Genomic DNA, 18,673 nt, shown 5'->3' with positions numbered 1-18,673 from the left:
AAAGTAAGTTTTTTTACGATGATTTTTGTTTTCTTCTGTCTGATATATTTTTATAGAAAAGGTACAGAAGTAATATGGCGGAAAGAAACAGACATATTCTTCCTATATAATCGCCATGCTGTGAGTAAAAAGTAAGTTCAGAGTTTTTATTTATGTTGTTATTGATACTTGCCTGTTTCCACCATTCGGTCTTTTCTATGATATTGCCTCTTTGGTCGATAAAGCCGGAAAGGCCTGTGTTGGCACATCGCATTACTGAACGACGGTTTTCTATAGCACGTAGTTGTGCAAAGCGGAAATGCTGATATGGTGCAGGTGTGCCATCCCACCAGCCGTCATTTGATATTATGCAGATGGTTTCTGCCCCTATTTTTGCAAATTTCGAGACATATTCTCCGTATATTGATTCATAACAAATAACAGTTCCTACCGATGTTATGCCGGATTTGAGCAGGCTTGGCTTATCCTGCCTGCCCCGGCTTTGCGCGCTTCCTCCCAAATTGATAATCCATTTTTCGAGCTGAGGAAATTGCTGAACAAGAGGTACATATTCGGTACCAAGTACTAATTTCGATTTTTTATACACTTCTATTTCTCCTTGTGGAGTTATCTGTAATGCCACATTAAAGAAATCGTAATAAATTCTGTCTTTCGCTTTTTTTGCTGTCGAAGTAGGTGGTTTGTTATCTTTAGCTACATAGTACTGCATCATATCTGCTCCGGTAATGACTTTGGCGCGGGGATAATCAACCAGTAGTGAATCGCGGATTTTCATAACCATATAATTCTCCTGAATGTTATTCAGCCAGATGTTACTATCCAAGGCTGTTTCAGGAAAAACAACATATTCTGTATTTTGTGTAATGCGCTGTTTGGTTAACGCTAGCATAATGCTTAGTTGTTCATCTTGGCTTTTGGTGAATTTTTCGGTGTAAGGGTCAAAATTCGGTTGTACGATAACAGCTTCTACAGGGTTGTTTTCTTCTGTATAGGTATGGTATAATATTAAAGATAATGAGATAGGGAAAAGTATGCAAACCAGCGATATTGTGAGTAATTTTAAATTTCTCTTGATGCTTTTTTTTGCAATAAATCCTTTTATCAGGCAGAATAATAAAACATTACATAGAAGTACCCACACTGAGCCTCCCAATACTCCGGTGTATTCGTACCATTGTATTAAAAAGGTGTTTTTTGAGTCGAACAACATGTTGCCGGTTAGTATACATGGAAAGGAGAAATCGATATTAAGGCAAATGAATTCAAAAGCAGTGGCGAACAGGATAAACGCAGCATATCCCCACACGTTTCCGAGCTTTCGTTTTACAATTGAGAAAGCGAGGAAGACTAGAGATGCCAATAGTGCATTGTATAAATAAAGCAGGATAGCCCAAGCTGATATTAGCTTTTGCAGCCACCATATAGAGAGAAGGTTTGCTGTGAAGAAACAAACGAAACCAATCAGAAATACCTGAAATTTTGGCTTGTTTCTGATTAGTTCTTCGGCATATAGTAAGGGTATAAAACACAGCAATACAACGATTCCCGGTAAAGCACTTATCCACGCCGAAACAAATAAAAAGCCGCTAATGACAGCCAGCAGATAGGGGAGGAGCTTTTTCATATTGGAGGTTTGTATTTTCTTTTACTAAAGACAAAGTTAATTGCTTGCAGTGAATAAGCAAATTTTTCATTATCTCAATTATTGTTTTGAAAGTAAAAAGTTTACTCCCTCTCTTTTTTATTTAGTTTTTCACTCAAATTATTTATTAGAAAACATTTTTTAATAATATCTTACATGTTTAAATATTACCTTTGCCGTGTTTTTTATGCCTGATTGGGAAGTGGCATAATTTAATAAAGCAAACATTCTAAAAATTAGAAAATTATGAAAAAACCTTTACTGTTAAGAACGGCTTTATTCCTCATTTTTAATTTCACTTTTATATCCGGTTTATTTGCAGGGTCGCCAGGAACAAATGGTACTATTGTGCCTGCAGTTAATAAGGAAAATCTGACAATCGGTGATTCTGTTACTCTTTCTATAAGTGTGTCGAATATGACAGATGGAGGTGTGGGCGCGTCTGATGGTAGCAGTAAATATAGCATAACTATCCCCGATAATATTTTAAATGCAGATGAGTCGAAAATAGCGGAAAAAAAGATAATTAACGATTTGTACGAAAAAGGGAGTGACGGAAATGGGAATTATACTTATGGCCCTTATACGGCTATGGTGCCCGGTTCTTACTCTTTTACAGTAGATGTTCTGGAGAGTTTGGGTACAAAGGGAGGAACTAACCCTGTGGTTAATTTTCATCCTAAAACTCCTATAAGTTTACAGGCAACGGCAATAACTCCTTTAGGATTTACTGCAAACTGGGAAGAAACAGAAGGAGCCGATTCTTATACTATCATATTGGAAAAAGAGGATGAGGAACCACGCGAGATAAACGAAATTACGGATTTATCTTACCGGTTTACCGATTTAGATTCTTCGTCCGATTATGTGTATACGGTTAAGTCATTCGGAGGAGGGTTATTCTCAATCAATGGCTCTGAAAAGGTGAATGTCAGTATCCCCATTCGCCCTGTTATATCCGTTACAGGATTAATAGTTCCTTTTGATGATTATGTAATGGGACTAAATCCGGTACAAAACCAATCTATTACTATTGAAGGAGTTGATTTGTTGGAAGACATTGCCTGTTCGGTAAAGAATGAGAATGTCTTTAAAGTTGACAAGGAAACTGTTTTGGAAGATAGTGACGATAAATCGCTGATTATAAGTTTTGAACCAACTTTGGCCGGCGAGCATAAGGATACTTTAACAATAAGTTCGCTGTATGCTGAAACAATAAAAATACCCTTGCATGGCGTGAGTATAATTGCTATACCCGAAGCAAAGCCTGCAACAGAGGAAAAAAGTTATGGGTTTACTGCCAATTGGGACGCAGTGCCATTTGCCGAAGGTTATCTTTTGAGTGTGTTTAAAGAGAATGGAGAAGTAATTGAAGAGTATGACAGCTTGAATGTTGGAAATACAGCGACTTATGATGTGATGAATTTACTTCCATTATCAAATTATTCTTATAGCGTCAGCGCATTTAATAATGGTATTGTTTCCGAAGCGTCTAATCTTGTAAATGTAAGCACTATTGACGGTGCAGTTATCACTTATAGTCAAATATCTCCATTCGAGCAGGATGTTAATACCTATCGTAGTAAAACTATTCGTATTAAAGGAATTAAGTTGACTGGTAAAATTACGGTGAGTATTGCTGGTAATTATTTTCAAATCGACAAGAATGAGTTGAACCCGGAGGGAGGAAGTGTAGTAATTACATACCATCCCGAAAGCGTAGGTATACATGAGGCCGTTTTGACTTTAAGCTCAGCTTCGACACAAGATGTAAAAATAAAAATAAAAGGTACCGGATTACCATTACCGCCGGCAGCATTGCCTGCGTCTGACATTACTTTAAATTCGTTTGTTGCCAATTGGGAGGAAAAAGCCGGAGCTAACGACTATTTACTTACTTTGAAGCAGGGAAATAATATCTTATTTGAAGATAAGTCGACAGAAGGAAATCCGTCATTTTATATTGATGAACTCGAATCGGGAAAAGACTATACCTATGCCGTGAAGATAGTGGAAGGGCAAATGACATCAAATTTGTCGGAAGCAATTACCGTAACTACACACTCAAAGCCTGAGCCAATAGCACACCCTGAAAAAATGGCTATACGGGTGATGTGGGCACATACTAAGGGTGCCGGCGGCTATAAAGTGTCTTTGTATGACGGTGATACAGAGCTGGTAAGTGCAGGCGATATATCAGAAAATGAATATACATTCCGAAACCTAACAATGAATAAAGAGTACGAATATGAGGTGGTATCGGTATTTGGTATTCAAGAATACTCTTCGGGACGAAAAGCTGCAAAAACAACTCAAGACTATGGCGAACAAATAAGAAATACAGGATTTGAACTTTGGGATAAAAATGAAAATGCTGATTATATCGAGCCGACTAATTGGAATTCTTTTATGAATGCGGAAATAAAAATTTTCGGAGGGGAAAGTGCACGGAAGAAAAAAGTAAAGGAAAGTCCTGTTGTGAGGCCCGGTTCACTCGGAAATAAGAGTGCTGTGATTTGGTCGGATGCGGTAGTGGGTGTTAAGGCTAATGGTAATCTGACCACAGGGCGTATAATTGCAGGCTCTATGACACCTGCAAATGCAGATAACCATAATAAAACACTTATTAATGATGATGATTTCAGAGCACCATTTATTAGTGCGCCGGACTCATTGACAGTTTGGGTGAAATACGTTCCGGCCAATGCAAGTAGTAGCGAAAATATAGCACGTGTGGCTGCTACAATACACGATAATTTTCCGTTTCAAGATCCTACAGGAGGAGATGCAAGTATTGAAGCCCATGCTTTTTCGATAGCAGCATTGGATTATACCGCAGCCAAGAATAATGACTGGCAACGGCTTTCAATCCCTTTTGTCCGCACAGCTAATAAAATCAACCCTGCTTTTATGCTGGTTTCTTTCACAACAAACAGTACGCCCGGCAAAGGCACTGTAAATGATTCGGTATATATTGATGATATTCAGATGATATATAGGCCGGTGCTGACTATTGGGGTACCGGATAAACCAAAGTATATTTTGGGCGAATCTATCACAGTTCCTTATACGCTGGTGGGTACTATGTCGGCTACAAATATAAATACAGCTCCCAATGTTGTGTATCTGGAACTTTCTGACGAAAATGGAGATTTCAATGCTGTAAATAGAATTGCAGAATTGACTACAGACTATAGCGGCGAACTGAAAGCTATGTTGCCCGAAGATATTACACCTTCGGATAACTACAAGGTGCGTATTGTGACTACAAACTATCCATTAACGTCGACTGAAAGTGGTAGCTTTTCGATAAAAAGCAGGCCGGCTGCTCCGGTAGCCAAAGCAGCAACAAGCGTTACATCCGTTTCGTTTATTGCTAACTGGGACGAAGTACCGGGAGCTATGGGCTACTTGATAACTGTGGATGGAAAAGAATATCAGATTGATGGAGGTGATGTTGTTTCGTATGAAGTTAAGAATTTACAACCCGATGTGGATTATTCTTATACAGTGAAAACATTGATAGATGGTGTATCTTCATACGAATCCAACACAATAACGGTTAGAACTGAGAGTGGAGGAGCGATGTTGTATAATGGAGAAACCAATATATCAACAAACAAAGGGGTGGAAAAAATCGAAGTAATAAGTATAGCAGCAGCAAGATTGATTGATAAAATATCTGTTGTTCTTATTAATAATAAAAGTGGTTTCTTCTCGATAGATACAAATGAATTAGGTATAGAAGGAGGAGATATTCGGGTGTCGTATAATCCAACCGAATTGGGTATTCATGATGCAAAAATGCTGCTTCAGTCTGACCTTGTTGATGATGTAATCATTGAATTGACAGGCAATTCTTTACCAGTGCCGGTAAATACTGTAGATGCTGGTAATACTACTCCATTCTCTTTTGATGCAAAATGGGAGGCATCTGACGAGGCTGAAGCGTATTTGCTGACTGTGTATAACGATGAAGGGGAAGTACTACCGGAATATAATGGATTGAATGTACAGAATGTTACATTATATAATGTAACAGGGTTGGATGCCGGAACAAGCTATAGTTATGCTGTTGCAGTTCTGTGTCAGAACCTTCAATCAGAGCTATCGAATGAAACATTTGTACAAACCCTGAAAGAGCCAAAAATAAACGATGATATTTCTATAAATAAATTCCTGCAAGATGTGAATAGCAGTGAGCCGCAAACGATTACGGTTCAGGCAACAGATTTATTCGAAGATGAAAAAATAAGCGTTACGATTACAGGTTCGGAGTATTTTGGTGTAGATAAAAATGAATTGCAAGCAGATGAAGATGTCGTAATCACATATAACCCATTGACGGCAGGAAAACATAATGCTACTCTGACATTAAGTTCGCTGTATGCCAAAAATGTAGCCATACAAATTGAAGGAACGTCTCGTCCATCGGCAGTTACAGCCCTTGTGCCTTCCGTTACAACATATAGTTCGTTTATTGCTCGCTGGGAGGCTTCGGCTACAGCAGATGCTTATTTACTGACAGTAAAGGACAATAATGGAAATACAGTAAGCGGTTATGATCAAAAAAATGTAGAAAAGGTCACTTCATTCGACGTTAAAAGTTTATTCCGGAATCGCAATTATACTTATTACATCGAGGTATTGGAGAATGAAATAATATCTTTAGCCTCTAATATAATTGAAACACGTACAGTACCAAGTATCTCAGGCTTGTCGGAAGAAGAAGTAAGTGAAATAAAGCTCTATCCGAATCCGGCTACTAACTATCTGTTTGTAGATGGTGTTGGTCTGAATACTGAATATGTTATTGTGGATACGAAAGGGCGTATAATTCAAAAAGGAATAATGGAGGGAAACATGATTCCAGTGCAAATGCTTGATGCTAATATCTATATTGTAAAAATAGAGGGTAAGAGCTTCATCTTTATAAAAGAATAGTTTCCGTTGATAACCCCAGCTATAAAAAAGAGAAGGCCGAACATGGTCTTCTCTTTTTGTTTCTTTGAGGGGGCTTATTGTATAGGGTGATGAAATGATAGGGCAGGAGAGAAAGTCTCTAATAAGAGATTTCTCCGCTTCCTATACATATTTTTGAATCATTGTCGTAGATTACTCCAAACTGTCCGGGAGCTATCCCTTGCAGTTTTTCATTGGATATTACCTGATATCCTTTAGGGGTTTTGCAAATTTTGCCTTTAGTAAATTCGGGTGTATGACGTATTTTGAACGTGATGTCTGTTTTGCCATTCTCCCCCCAAGGGGTGTCCGTAATAAAATGGAAGTCGTGCATCGCAAACTCGTATCCATATTGACTCTCAACACCATATCCTTTCGATACAAAAACTACATTTGCATCAACATCTTTCTTTATCACGTACCAAGGACCGCCCGAAAGTGATAAGCCTTTGCGCTGACCCACGGTATGAAACCAATACCCTTTGTGCGTACCCAATACTTTACCGGTTTCCAGTTCTACTATAGGGCCTTCTTTTTCTCCTAAATAGCGTGCTATAAAGTCATTGTAATTTACTTTACCCAGAAAGCAAATACCTTGGCTATCGTGCCTTTTTGCACTTGGCAGGTTTGCATTTAATGCAATTTCGCGTACTTCATTTTTCATCAGGCTGCCAACGGGAAACATTAGCTTTGAAACTTGCAGGACATCGAGTTGTGCCAGAAAGTCGGTTTGGTCTTTCAGTGGGTCTTTGGCTGTACCCAAATAGGTTTTTCCATCCTTCTCAATAGTAGTGGCATAATGTCCGGTGGCTGTTTTATCGTAATTTTTTCCCACCCTGTTTTCAAATACGCCAAATTTTATGAGTTTGTTGCACATCACGTCTGGGTTTGGAGTTAACCCCTTCTTTACTTTATCTATCGTGTATGCTACTACATTGTCCCAATAATCGCGGTGCAGGTCGATGATTTCCAATTTACAACCATATTTATGCGCTACTAAAGAAGCCATTTCAATATCTTCTTCTGAAGTGCAATGAAGCTCGTCGTCATCGTTCGACCCTATTTTTATATAGAATAAATCCGGCGTATATCCGGCTTCTTTCAGCAGATGTACAACAACGGAGCTGTCTACTCCTCCCGATAATAAGGCTGCAATATTCATGTTATTATCCGTAAATAAATATTAAAACATGAAAAGACGACTACAAGCCGTCTTTCCAATAGAATCTTTTTTGTTATAATAAAATTAAAATTCCCAAAGGTCTAACTCGAAGTTCAATAGTTCGGTTTCAATTCGTTTCTGCTCTTTTTTTACATAAGTTTCAAATTGCTCCGGACTTACTACTTTATCATATTCCAACAGCATACGGCTGTACATGTTGTTGTCTCCCAGCAGGTAACTCGAATATAGCTTTTGTACAAAGAAATCGTCGAATGTTAAACGTTGAGCTTCGTTTCCGTTCGAAATTACATATTGTTTTGCCAGATATGGCCGTAGGTCGTCAAAAAGCACCCAGAACAGTAGCGAGTATTGTAAAGACTGCATTGCATTCAGGTTTCCGCTACTTTTGTCAGGATGGGCAGAATATAGTGGTGCTATACCTATAACTTTACTGTGCATTTTAGAAGTATGCTTATCGAAGAATATTACTTCCTGAGTAATATATTTCAACTGATTCCTCACATAATATGCAAAGTTATCGGTATTGACTGTCGGTTTACCCAGCAGGTCGTCTACTTCAATCAAATATGCGTTTGGCTCTTCGTCTCTGTCTTTAGGTAGTATGGTATTTGCACGCAAATCTTCGGGTGTCAACGCTATTTCATATTTAGGAGTTAACTCACGTCCTCTTTCGTAGGCGGTTAACCCATCGTCGCAAATAGCATCCAGCATCACTTTAAATAAACTGCGATAAGTTGGGTTATCAGGTCTGATAGGGAAATACAAACGGTAATTTTGTTTTTCACGCATATCAATAACTCTGTATACTATACGATACCAAACTATATCATCGGCACGGTGGTTTACTATTGCAATTGTATCGGCTAAAGCATCCAATTCTACTGTTTGCAAACGGATGTTACCGGTCTTATCGAAGAAGGGCAGCGGTGTCTTTTGTGCTTTCATCGCTATCGGAGCGAAAAGCATTAAAATAAGTGCTATTATAAAAAAATTATTTTTCATAAAATTATTTTTTCAAATTTAAGTAGAAATAAGATTATAGTTCTATTTGGATAGGTGGCAGACTTCTTATTTTGCCATCAGGTCCTTTTGCTTTTATATTTCTAAATGTTATTAAGTCGTTACGTTCCAGACGGTTTATGTCGTCAAGTTGTCTTTTGGTCAAGGTTGAGCCTTGCGCGTCAACTTGTCCTATAATAGTAGCTAAAGTGAATGATACAACTTCAAAATTAGCTTTTATCAATTCATCTTCGCCATAGCTGGCAACTACTTTAAAGTCGTTGCTCCGAAGTATAGCCTTTGTCAGCCTGCCTTCTTGTATTGTGCGGGGCACTCCTCCTGCATCGCGGTATTGGATGTATGATTTAGGGTCGGGAATATATCTTACCCTATATTTCATCGAACCCATTTGTATGGTTTTTCCGTCCATCTTGCCCGACACTACTATCGTAATATCATCGTCTTGAGTGGGGTTAATGATATAGTTTCCACCGCTTTTTCTTACAGTTGCTCCGTTTGCACTGACGCTCACATTTTCTGACGCCACTCCCGGAACCGATATGCTAAACCTGTTGTCGATACCACGGTAAACAACATTTAAATCTACGTTTGAGATAGTGGCCGAAGGTTCGCCTACGATATACTCATCTGTGAAAGAATAGCTTCTTACAATACCATCGTTTCCCGGTAACCGCACCTGTCCATTATATTTGAATGTTCCGGTTTGACTGGTGTTCACTTCATAAAGCCCTCTGTCGTTGATGCGTTGATTATTAATGTAGTAGGTTGGGGCAGCCGTAGAGTCTACTGCGGCTAATACAATTTTGGCACTGTATTTTCCTCCCTTAATTACATATTTGGATTCGGGTACAACCAAGGCTTCTATTTTGTTTACACGAAAATCCGAAGCATCGGTCTGAGCTTTAAGATACTGTATCATATCCATTTCGGTTGTCCGGATATCGCTCTGATATTTGGTAAGCAACGTTACTGCTGCTGAAAGCGGCATCATCTCGAACATTGATTCTTCCCACGATTTGTTTTGGCTTCTTTCTAAAGAAAAAATAGTCTCATACTGTCTTTGTTTCAACGAATCGCCGGGAGTCAGGTCAATCAGCAATTGACGGTACTCGTATAGTTGCTGATGTAGTTCTTTTCCATGACCTTCTACCAATGCATATTGTCCGGCAACATCTAAGTTGTCTTTTGCTTTGATTTCAATCGCCTCCGGGTCAGCGTCCGATTTGTCGGCCAGTACTATTATCTGATACTTGAAGTTCTGAATGTAATTATAAACCGAATCGGCTTTCAGTTGCAGTGCTTTTGCTTTATCCAGCCATTCCTTTACTTTTGTCGGGTTTTGCTGATACAACTGTTCAAAGTCGTCATACAAAGCCCCCATCCTCATATTGGTCGATTCAATAGAGGAATGTAAGCTTTTATCTACCATCGAAAAGCCTTGTAATACTTCACTCGATACATTCAATGCTAACATTGCGGTCAACACCAAATACATCATCCCGATCATTCTCTGCCTCGGGGTTTCGGGACAATTCTTAGCTCCACTCATCTATTATCTTTGAAAAGTAATTTTTATTTTATTATTAACGAACTGAAAAAATTAGCTTAAAGCATTCAGCATATTGCCATATATACGGTTAAGCTCTTTTATATGGCTTGTAAGTTGAGCCGAGGCTTCTTTATACTGGTTAACTTCGTCAAAAGTAGTTTGTGTCAGTTGCTTGATTTTCTTATTTTCAGACGCTATATCATTCAAACTTTCGGCAACTAAACGTGCTCCTTCAGTTTGTTTCTCAATAGCAGCGCTTTGGCTTTGGATATTCTTTAACTGTATTTCGTAAATTGAGTTAAGCGAAGACAGGTTCTTATTAATATCTTTTGTAGCCTCGGCATATTGTTTGGTGCTGTTCACAGCCGAATCCATATCTTTATTCAGCGATTCGTAAGATGCGAACAGGCTTGTTGTTGCCGAATTAAGCGATGTTTGTGTTGAGGCAAACTTAGCTGTAACCTCCGATGCCGATTCTATGTTTTTGATATATTCCTTAGTTGAACCTACTGCATCCGATATTGTATTCAGTTGTTTAGCTGTTTCTGAAAGGTTTTTAATTCCGTCCGAAAGGTTTTTCAACTCTTCATCAGCTAACTGTTGAGTACCAAAACTCGGAGTGCGGCTTCCGCCACCTATGTTGATTTCATTGAAAGTGGTTCCATCTCCTTCGAACGAGAATATTCTGTCCCATTCGTAATCTTTGTGAGGAGAGTCGAATGCACTTAAAATAAATAGTAATGCTTCTGTTATCATTCCCGCTGAAAGAATAAGTCCGGCATAAGGCCAGTGCATCAATTTGAATAATGCTCCTGTAATAACAACAGCAGCTCCAATACTGTATATTGCTCCTGATGCACGTTTCACTCCCTGACTATTCCACCAAATATCAAATTTAGATTTGTTTTTTGAAGACATATTTTTCTGATTTATATTATTTATTTCAGTATTTTATAAGTCGCCGTTATATGAACGGACACAACGGAAGCCTATGTAAGGGCGACTTTCATATTGATATTCGTAAGTTTTTGTTCCACATTGCAGGTAATATGCTATATCTTTCCACGATCCGCCTCTCACAACCTTTTGTTTCAAAACATCGGGGTCGCTGTTCTTGGCATTGTATTGGAAGCTTGGGTTCATATCATACACCAATGTGTTGCTTGATTCTCTGTTGGCTGATGAAGTCCATTCGGCAACGTTTCCGGCCATATCAAACAATCCGAAATCGTTTGGAGCGAAAGAACCTACTTTCATGGTAGTTGAGCCCGTATCGTCCGAATAGTTTCCCGGTAGCGGTTTGAAATTAGCCATATAGCAGCCTTTGTTGTCGCGTACGTAGTTACCACCCCAAGGGTAAAGCGCCATTTGGCGTCCACCACGTGCAGCATATTCCCATTCGGCCTCGGTAGGTAAGCGATAATCCTGCGCCTTTACCTTATGGCTTGCATTATAGTAGTCGGTTCTCCAACGGCAGAACGCTTGTGCTTGTTCCCATGTAACGCCTACAACAGGATATTGAGCATATCCCTGATGCGAGAAATACATTCTCATTCTTGGGTCGTTATATGCATATTGAAAATCGCGAATCCACATCACTGTGTCGGGATATACATTTACTATTTTGGATGAAATAAGGTCGCGGCGTGATTTCAGTTTACGTGTTATTGTTTCGTGACGGATAACACCGGCTTCATCTATATATGAGGTATCTACACGTACTGTAGCATTAGCCGGATATGCACCTGTGTTTACATCATATTTGTTTTGTGGTGCAGCAGCTTGGTCATAGTTCAACCACTCGTAGCGGTATTGTAAAGCTCCCGGGTTGAATTCTTTTTTAGTATTCAGTATATCGTTGCCATCATAGTACATGAACGACAAAATATCTTGAACTTCTTCGTCTTGCGAGTTCCATGGAATTTTAGCTTTCCAATTCAACGGAGCTATTTCCGGAGGCAAATCGTCCGTTTGGTTTCTCTTTACTATACGAAACTCGTCACGTCCGCCCATAACCAACGCACGTAAGGCGATAGAGTCGCGCACCCAATTTACAAATTGTTTGTATTCATCATTTGTAATTTCGGTTTCGTCCATCCAAAATGCATCTACAGTTACATTTATAGGTCTGTCGTTAATGCCTCCAATGGCCGATTGGTCGTTAGCACCCATTACAAAGGTACCTTTCTTAATAAATACCATTCCATAAGGGGCTGCTTCTTTAAAACTTCCGTTTGCCCCTACACCGACCAGCTGTCCGGAAGGTTTGTTACAGGCAAAAAGCAGCAAAGCGACAATAAAAATAAGCAATGTTTTCTTCATATTCATCTAGTAAATATAGGTGAAATATTTTTATTTCATTAAATTTCAGAAAAAAGGATTTACAGAATCCTTATACTTTTATATTTTTTAGTATGCTTTCCGAGCAAAAATTCGAAATTATACTCTAAAAAAATCTCATATCCACCAAAGGTTACAAACGTATTGGAAAGTGGTACATCATACGCTACTCCTGCAGTCAATCCTCCAAAGATATTCATGCCTACATGCACCCCAACAGAATTGCCGATGCGATAGGAGAGGCCTCCCCAAATTCGTTCATCATATTCAAGCCTACCGGTCAAATCCCAATCGAGCGTTACAAAATCAGTTTTCAGATATGTGCTGGGCTTTATCACCAGTTTTGTATCCGGTATTTTGAACTGATAACCGCCAATTACGTGTAAAGCAGGTTTTATAGGTTCAACTATATCCTCGCCAATATATATTTTAGGCGCTGTAATATGGGTGCACGATATACCAGCAAACCCATTAGTAAACTTGTACATAACTCCGGCGTTCAAGTCCAGTTGCATCCCCGACACTTTAGCCTGAGGTATAGTTTGGTCGTTGTCCGAGTGCGACTCATCTTCGGCGCTTGGCGGTTTTGGTTCAGCCTTTGCTCCGTCAATTCCGGAATCGATAAAACCGATATCAAGCCCTGCGCTGAATTTGCCTATGGAGCTTGTGTGTTTATACGCATATTGCAAATAAGCATTTTGGTATCTCCACATCGACCCAACTTCTTTGATTACAAACCGGATACCTGCTCCATGTGAACTCTTTCCGATGGAGAAAGGCATATTTGCACCTGCATTGAGTGTTAATGCCCCGTTGTCGAAAGACCAAAAGTCTTGCCGAAAAAAAACAACGGCTTGTATCATATCGTTTTCACCCGCCATAGCAGGATTAAATGCTGCCGGAAAAAACGTATATTGACTCATTTGCGAATCGCTTTGAGCAGCAATTTTGCCTAAGTAAAAAAGCAACAACAATGAGCAAAAAACAACTTTTTTCATAAGGCAATATCCGATATGCTTTTCAGACACATTTTGTCAAACTAAAAATCAGGTTTGTTAGCTGTGTTTTTGTTATAAAACTAATAAAATTACAAAAAATTGTATTTGAACCCGTTTTTAACAAACAACAAGAATTTGTCATACTAGTCTTAAATAATATTAATACAATTTTGTATCAACTAATTAGTATGGCAAATCCTTGTCTGTTCCACCAGCACAACAATCTGATTTTCAAGCATCATATCGCGCGCATTTCAATTCAAAATAATAAATTAATCTTTCTTTTGACTGTTCTTTGTACGAAACAATCGGTATAGAGATTAATATTCTTCTTCATTAAAGAAAAAATCTTCTTTAGTAGGATAGTCGGGCCAAATATCTTCTATCGATTCATATATTTCGCCTTCATCTTCAATCTCCTGCAGGTTTTCAATAACTTCTAAAGGAGCGCCCGAACGCATTGCGTAATCAATCAGTTCATCTTTAGTGGCAGGCCAAGGAGCATCTTCTATTTTTGATGCCAGTTCTAGTGTCCAATACATAACAATAATTAAGTTGATATTTAATTTTGTTTAGTCGAGTGCAAAAGTAAAAAAAAAATTGAAAGAATTACAGTTTCGTATAAAATATTTCAGTACCTCTCTCTTTGTTGAAACAACGCGATAAAACAAAGAAATAATCCGACAGGCGATTTACGTAAATAAGTATTTCAGATTCAACCTGATAATGCTCACTCATAGTGTAAATACACCTTTCGGCACGGCGCGATACTGTGCGGCATACGTGTGCCAGCGCTGCTGCCTTAGTACCTCCCGGAATAACGAATGACTTCAGAGGAGGCAGGTTTTCGCTCAAACGGTCGATTTCTGATTCGATTTTTGAAATCTCTGTTTTGTCGAAAGATATACCGTACTTCTCTGTTTCCGGCTTGGTAGTGTCCAGTGCAAGGCAACTGCCCATGTCAAATAAACTGTTTTGAATGGAGAGCAGGAATTTTTTATGCTCTTCCTCTGTTACTTCACTAACCAATAATCCTACAAAAGAGTTCAGCTCGTCGATAGTGCCATAAGCCTCAAGGCGAACATCGTTTTTATTTATCCGTGTTCCTCCTATTAAGCTCGTTTGGCCTTTGTCGCCTGTCTTTGTGTAAACTTTCATTTTTTTTCGGCTTTGGTTCCGACTTTTTATTAATATGTTTTTGACGTTACTAACGTCTGTATCTTCAAATTGTTTTGTCAGAATCGCATCTTGTAATTCTTTTTTTGCAATACAGGGTCGAGAAAAGCAATTCCAACCTGAAACAAATCGATTGTAGAACTTACTTTTTCGTGTGATTTTATGCTGTTCCATGCATATTCCATATCGTCCGACCAATATATATCATCTATCAAAACAATGGTTTTGTCATGGGCTTTCGATAAACATTTTTCAAAATAATCCAGTACCGCGTCCGAACGGTGATTGGCATCTATAAAAATAAAGTCGAGTTTTTCTACTTTATTTAAAGCTGTCTCCAGATTTTTATTTATGTCTCCCTGTATAATGTTGATATTATTATTCAGTTGTAGTTTATTGAAATTTTCTTGGGCTACTTTAATTGTTTCGGGGCAGCCTTCTAACGTTGTGCATCGTATGTCTTTTGATGCTGAGCCCAGATAACAGGTCGTTATTCCTAAAGAAGTGCCTAGCTCTAAAATATCTTTACTCCCCGAATAGTTCACTATCCGATAGAATAACTGACCGTATTTAGGTTGTTTGAGCGATTTTCGGGCAATGTTGTTCACTTTTCGCTCTCCTCCTTTGCCCATTCCAAAATCGGTTATGCAAATAGTACGTCCGTCTTTTTTCAGTTCTTTACGCAGTGCCTCTATCTCAGGAAAAATATAAAACGGATTTTTTTCGTAGATAACAAATTTCGTAAAATGAAATACAAAGGGAGAATGTATTCTGAAGCCGAATGTATTCCGTGCCGATAAAATGTGCCTTATATATTTAAATGCTCTGTGCAAGATTCTTCTTTTTATTAAAGTCCGCAAAAGTACGAAAAAGATTCTGTAATATGAAAACGGTGGTTTTGGCGTGTTTTTTGAAGTTTTTCTTTAGAATCAGATGCTTAAGTAGTAAATCATGTATTCTGAGCCACACTTCTTTTTTTGTTCGGATGATTATTTTATAAAGATGTCGCAAATTTCCAATTATAGAGTCAGGCGGTGCTCTACCTTTGCATTGTAACAAAAGTAAGTTTAACTAAAAAAACAAAATGACAATGAAAAAACTGATTTCGTGGGTAGAGATTCCTGCCGGAAATTTTGAAAGAGCCGTTAAATTTTATAGCTCATTACTGAATTTAGACTTTGAAGTTTTTGAATGTGAGACAGAGAAAATGGCTTGTTTCCCCGGTGGCGAAGGAGCTATTTCGTTTACAGACGGCTTTAAGCCTTCGGCAAACGGAACACTTGTTCACTTCGATTTAGGAGATAAACTGGACGAAGCAATTGAAAGTGTGGAAAAACTGGGAGGGAAAATTGTTTTCCCGAAAACTAAAATAGAAGTGGAAGGAAGAGGCTATTTCGCACTTTTCATTGATAGCGAGGGAAATAAAGTAGGGCTTTATGGCGACGAGTGACTTTAGATAAGCAGGTTTTAATTTACAATCAGGCTTTTGTGGCTTGATTGTAAATTGTATATTTGTAAAACAGGAGTACCTAATTATATGCACTATTTTGTATCCAAACCATCCGTAGCTCTATCGCAATATGTGAAAGGGTATTGGGGAATGAGCAGCCGGGGCTCCTTTAAGGAGCCTTATAATTACCGTATTGTGCCCTCCGGTATTCCTGAGCTTACCTTTTATTTTGGACATCGTCCGGCTGCTACGGATAAGAGTTTTGCGTTAGAAGAAAATACGCTTATCTGTGGGCATAAAAAGCAATATCAGGATATTGTTATATCCGATGAGTTGGAGATGTTTTCCGTACTTTTTCAGCCACAGGGTTTAATGGCCTTTTTTGATATTCCCTTGGCCGAATTTTATAACCGGATGATGCCTCTGAAGTATATCCTGCGTGGAGATTCGGACGAGTTAGAAATGAGGCTGAATGAGGCTGAAAGCTTCGGGGAAAGAATAGTGCTTATCGAGAGGTTTTTATTAAAACGTTTGGAAAAAAGCCGCAAAAAGTATGAATACAACCGTGTAAACCATTCTATAGGCTTGATTAATAATAGCAAAGCATCGGTTAGTATCGAGCAGCTTGCTTCGCATGCTTGCCTTAGCCGTAAGCAGTTGGAGCGTGTTTTTTCAGATTATATCGGCTCTACCCCCAAGCAATTTCTGAAAACAGTTCGTTTTCAAAGCGCATTGGCTCAAAAATCCCTTTTCAAAGAGAAGAACCTTACAGAGTTAGCTTACGATGCGGGTTATTACGACCAGTCGCACATGATAAATGATTTTAAAATACTTTCGGGCTTCACTCCGGGCGAGTTTTTTGCCGAATGTGAGCCTACCTCCGATTATTTTTTGTTTTAAATGATTGGGCTGATAGCTGTTTGGTTTGACATAGATAAAAAATCAGATTGTTAAGAAATATGATTTTTGCATGTGATTTTATTATCTTTATCATCTTTTTCAGAAAATGGCATGCGAAATTTAACCATAATTCTTTTTGTATTTTTATCCTTTTACCTGAAAGCTGAGCAAGATGGTAGTATTGTGTCGCCGATACAACCTACTGTTATTGATATTGGCGAAACATTTTATTCTACTCCTGTAAAAACATCCGATAACAATATTGTAATAGCATCGCATCACAAGCAACTTTACTTTTTTAATAGTGGCGGAGAGTTGGTAAACAGCTATGAAACCAAAGGTTGGATTCATGCCACTCCCACCGAATTGGGCGATGGCAGCATCGGTATAGGCAGTTATGACGGTTATTTCTATTTTTTCGATAACGAGGGGAATTTTAACGAAAAAATACGCCCCGGTGGTTTTATCTTTACTGAGCCGGTAGAGTTGGGTGATAATATCGCTTTTGGAACTAATAAAGGTAAAGTTGTATTTTACGACAGGAAGGCGAGCGAATTATCGCACGTTAAAGTGAAGCGAATTGTTCACGGGTCGCCGATGGTAACTTCCGATAGTACTCTGATAATAGGGTCGAACAGTAAAAAGCTGTATTTCATCAATTCCGATAAGGAGCTTGTAAATACATTTAAAACCAAGGGCTGGATAATGCATTCCAAACCGTTTCAATTGCAGGATAGTTCTATCGTTGTAGGCTCTTACGATAAGCATTTGTACTGTATCGACAAGTCGGGCAATCTGAAATGGAAGTTTAAAACAGGAGGACGAATTCATAGTTCACCCATACAAACTCCGGATGGAACAATCGTGTTTGGCTCGTTCGATGGTTATATCTATACACTTACGGCCGAAGGAGAACTGGTGAATAAGGTGAAAACAGGAAAAATGGTTGTTTCGTCGCCTGCAATGATAAACGAGTCGGTAGTGGTAATAGGCTCGCACGATAAACACCTGTATTTTATAGATACGCAAGGAAATCTTTTGGACAAGTATAACGCCGGGGGGAAGATATTTTCGTCGCCGATAGCATTGCCATGTGGTACGGTATTTTGTTGTACAACCAACGGTAAACTGTCATTTCTCTCTCCGGAATATATTTCTCAAAACTTGAGGATAGATATAGAGGCTGACACATTTACTACTCAGGCAGAAATAAACCATCAGGAAGATAATCCGGACTTAATAGAAGAATTAGAGTTGGAAAATATATATTAATGTTAGGAAAGGGCTTTTGAGCTATTCATGTTTTGTTTATAGTATTGATGTTTTAACACGATTTGCTTATAAAATTCCCTGTTTCGTTAAATATTTGCCTCAAAAAATCAAAGCCTTTACATTTGCATCCACATTCTTCGAGCAAAAATGAAGAATGAAAATTGAAAAATGAATCTTTCTC

General features: G+C 38.6%; 14 protein-coding genes. 4 read left to right on the top strand and 10 right to left on the bottom strand.

The genetic code is table 11. The annotated features are described in order from the left end of the window. Positions 1-13: 13 nt before the first annotated feature. On the bottom strand, positions 14-1,624 hold the full coding sequence (lnt, locus tag D0T49_RS04715; protein ID WP_163629438.1) for an apolipoprotein N-acyltransferase: 1,611 nt from the start codon (positions 1,622-1,624) through the stop codon (positions 14-16). A gap of 264 nt (positions 1,625-1,888) precedes the next feature. On the opposite strand from lnt, the gene D0T49_RS04710 reads away from it, so the two are divergent. Further along, on the top strand, positions 1,889-6,586 hold the full coding sequence (locus tag D0T49_RS04710; protein WP_163629437.1) for a fibronectin type III domain-containing protein: 4,698 nt from the start codon (positions 1,889-1,891) through the stop codon (positions 6,584-6,586). Between the two features lie 118 nt (positions 6,587-6,704). On the opposite strand, the gene mnmA is transcribed toward D0T49_RS04710, so the two are convergent. From mnmA to D0T49_RS04665, 9 genes are all read right to left on the bottom strand, one after another. Further along, positions 6,705-7,766 carry a tRNA 2-thiouridine(34) synthase MnmA gene (mnmA, locus tag D0T49_RS04705; protein WP_163629436.1) on the bottom strand — a complete coding sequence of 354 codons (1,062 nt, stop codon included), beginning with the start codon at positions 7,764-7,766 and terminating at the stop codon, positions 6,705-6,707. Between the two features lie 84 nt (positions 7,767-7,850). Further along, a complete protein-coding gene (gene gldN, locus D0T49_RS04700; RefSeq protein ID WP_163629435.1) occupies positions 7,851-8,789 on the bottom strand; it encodes a gliding motility protein GldN in 939 nt (312 codons plus the stop codon). 34 nt (positions 8,790-8,823) lie between these two features. Next, positions 8,824-10,356, bottom strand: a complete 1,533-nt coding sequence (gene gldM / locus D0T49_RS04695) for a gliding motility protein GldM (protein ID WP_255495856.1) — start codon at positions 10,354-10,356, stop codon at positions 8,824-8,826. Between the two features lie 51 nt (positions 10,357-10,407). After that, positions 10,408-11,274, bottom strand: coding sequence for a gliding motility protein GldL (gene gldL, locus D0T49_RS04690; RefSeq protein WP_163629433.1), 867 nt, complete (start codon positions 11,272-11,274; stop codon positions 10,408-10,410). A gap of 33 nt (positions 11,275-11,307) precedes the next feature. Continuing rightward, complete coding sequence (locus D0T49_RS04685) at positions 11,308-12,678, bottom strand: SUMF1/EgtB/PvdO family nonheme iron enzyme (protein WP_163629432.1); 1,371 nt, start codon at positions 12,676-12,678, stop codon at positions 11,308-11,310. A gap of 59 nt (positions 12,679-12,737) precedes the next feature. Further along, positions 12,738-13,694 carry a PorP/SprF family type IX secretion system membrane protein gene (locus D0T49_RS04680; protein WP_163629431.1) on the bottom strand — a complete coding sequence of 319 codons (957 nt, stop codon included), beginning with the start codon at positions 13,692-13,694 and terminating at the stop codon, positions 12,738-12,740. A gap of 320 nt (positions 13,695-14,014) precedes the next feature. Next, a complete protein-coding gene (locus tag D0T49_RS04675) occupies positions 14,015-14,236 on the bottom strand; it encodes a DUF2795 domain-containing protein (protein WP_163629430.1) in 222 nt (73 codons plus the stop codon). A 67-nt stretch (positions 14,237-14,303) separates the two neighbouring features. After that, a complete protein-coding gene (locus tag D0T49_RS04670; RefSeq protein ID WP_163629429.1) occupies positions 14,304-14,852 on the bottom strand; it encodes a cob(I)yrinic acid a,c-diamide adenosyltransferase in 549 nt (182 codons plus the stop codon). Positions 14,853-14,929: 77 nt separating this feature from the next. Further along, on the bottom strand, positions 14,930-15,703 hold the full coding sequence (locus D0T49_RS04665; protein WP_163629428.1) for an O-methyltransferase: 774 nt from the start codon (positions 15,701-15,703) through the stop codon (positions 14,930-14,932). A gap of 257 nt (positions 15,704-15,960) precedes the next feature. Between D0T49_RS04665 and D0T49_RS04660 the strand changes: the two genes are divergently transcribed. The 3 genes from D0T49_RS04660 to D0T49_RS04650 all read left to right on the top strand — a co-directional run bounded on the left by D0T49_RS04660 (position 15,961) and on the right by D0T49_RS04650 (position 18,492). Then, positions 15,961-16,320: a VOC family protein gene (locus D0T49_RS04660; RefSeq protein WP_163629427.1), complete on the top strand. Its 360-nt coding sequence runs from the start codon at positions 15,961-15,963 to the stop codon at positions 16,318-16,320. Between the two features lie 87 nt (positions 16,321-16,407). Further along, positions 16,408-17,220, top strand: a complete 813-nt coding sequence (locus D0T49_RS04655; protein ID WP_163629426.1) for a helix-turn-helix domain-containing protein — start codon at positions 16,408-16,410, stop codon at positions 17,218-17,220. 111 nt (positions 17,221-17,331) lie between these two features. Continuing rightward, the gene (locus tag D0T49_RS04650; protein ID WP_163629425.1) at positions 17,332-18,492 is read left to right on the top strand and encodes a PQQ-binding-like beta-propeller repeat protein; all 1,161 of its coding nucleotides are present in this window, start codon (positions 17,332-17,334) and stop codon (positions 18,490-18,492) included. Positions 18,493-18,673: the final 181 nt, after the last annotated feature.

The sequence above is a fragment of the Paludibacter sp. 221 genome, assembly GCF_010501035.1.
Classification (GTDB): Bacteria; Bacteroidota; Bacteroidia; order Bacteroidales; family Paludibacteraceae; genus QVMH01.
Note: the sequence above shows the minus strand (reverse complement) of the source record. Positions and strands in the feature narration are given on the sequence as shown.

Bases quoted from the DNA above. Each gene is read 5' to 3' on its own strand.
- gldM (WP_255495856.1), bottom strand. From the start codon at position 10,356: ATGAGTGGAGCTAAGAATTGTCCCGAAACCCCGAGGCAGAGAATGATC.
- D0T49_RS04675 (WP_163629430.1), bottom strand. From the start codon at position 14,236: ATGTATTGGACACTAGAACTGGCATCAAAAATAGAAGATGCTCCTTGG.
- D0T49_RS04650 (WP_163629425.1), top strand. From the start codon at position 17,332: ATGCGAAATTTAACCATAATTCTTTTTGTATTTTTATCCTTTTACCTG.
- gldN (WP_163629435.1), bottom strand. From the start codon at position 8,789: ATGAAAAATAATTTTTTTATAATAGCACTTATTTTAATGCTTTTCGCT.
- D0T49_RS04685 (WP_163629432.1), bottom strand. From the start codon at position 12,678: ATGAAGAAAACATTGCTTATTTTTATTGTCGCTTTGCTGCTTTTTGCC.
- D0T49_RS04670 (WP_163629429.1), bottom strand. From the start codon at position 14,852: ATGAAAGTTTACACAAAGACAGGCGACAAAGGCCAAACGAGCTTAATA.
- gldL (WP_163629433.1), bottom strand. From the start codon at position 11,274: ATGTCTTCAAAAAACAAATCTAAATTTGATATTTGGTGGAATAGTCAG.
- lnt (WP_163629438.1), bottom strand. From the start codon at position 1,624: ATGAAAAAGCTCCTCCCCTATCTGCTGGCTGTCATTAGCGGCTTTTTA.
- mnmA (WP_163629436.1), bottom strand. From the start codon at position 7,766: ATGAATATTGCAGCCTTATTATCGGGAGGAGTAGACAGCTCCGTTGTT.
- D0T49_RS04655 (WP_163629426.1), top strand. From the start codon at position 16,408: ATGCACTATTTTGTATCCAAACCATCCGTAGCTCTATCGCAATATGTG.
- D0T49_RS04660 (WP_163629427.1), top strand. From the start codon at position 15,961: ATGAAAAAACTGATTTCGTGGGTAGAGATTCCTGCCGGAAATTTTGAA.
- D0T49_RS04710 (WP_163629437.1), top strand. From the start codon at position 1,889: ATGAAAAAACCTTTACTGTTAAGAACGGCTTTATTCCTCATTTTTAAT.
- D0T49_RS04680 (WP_163629431.1), bottom strand. From the start codon at position 13,694: ATGAAAAAAGTTGTTTTTTGCTCATTGTTGTTGCTTTTTTACTTAGGC.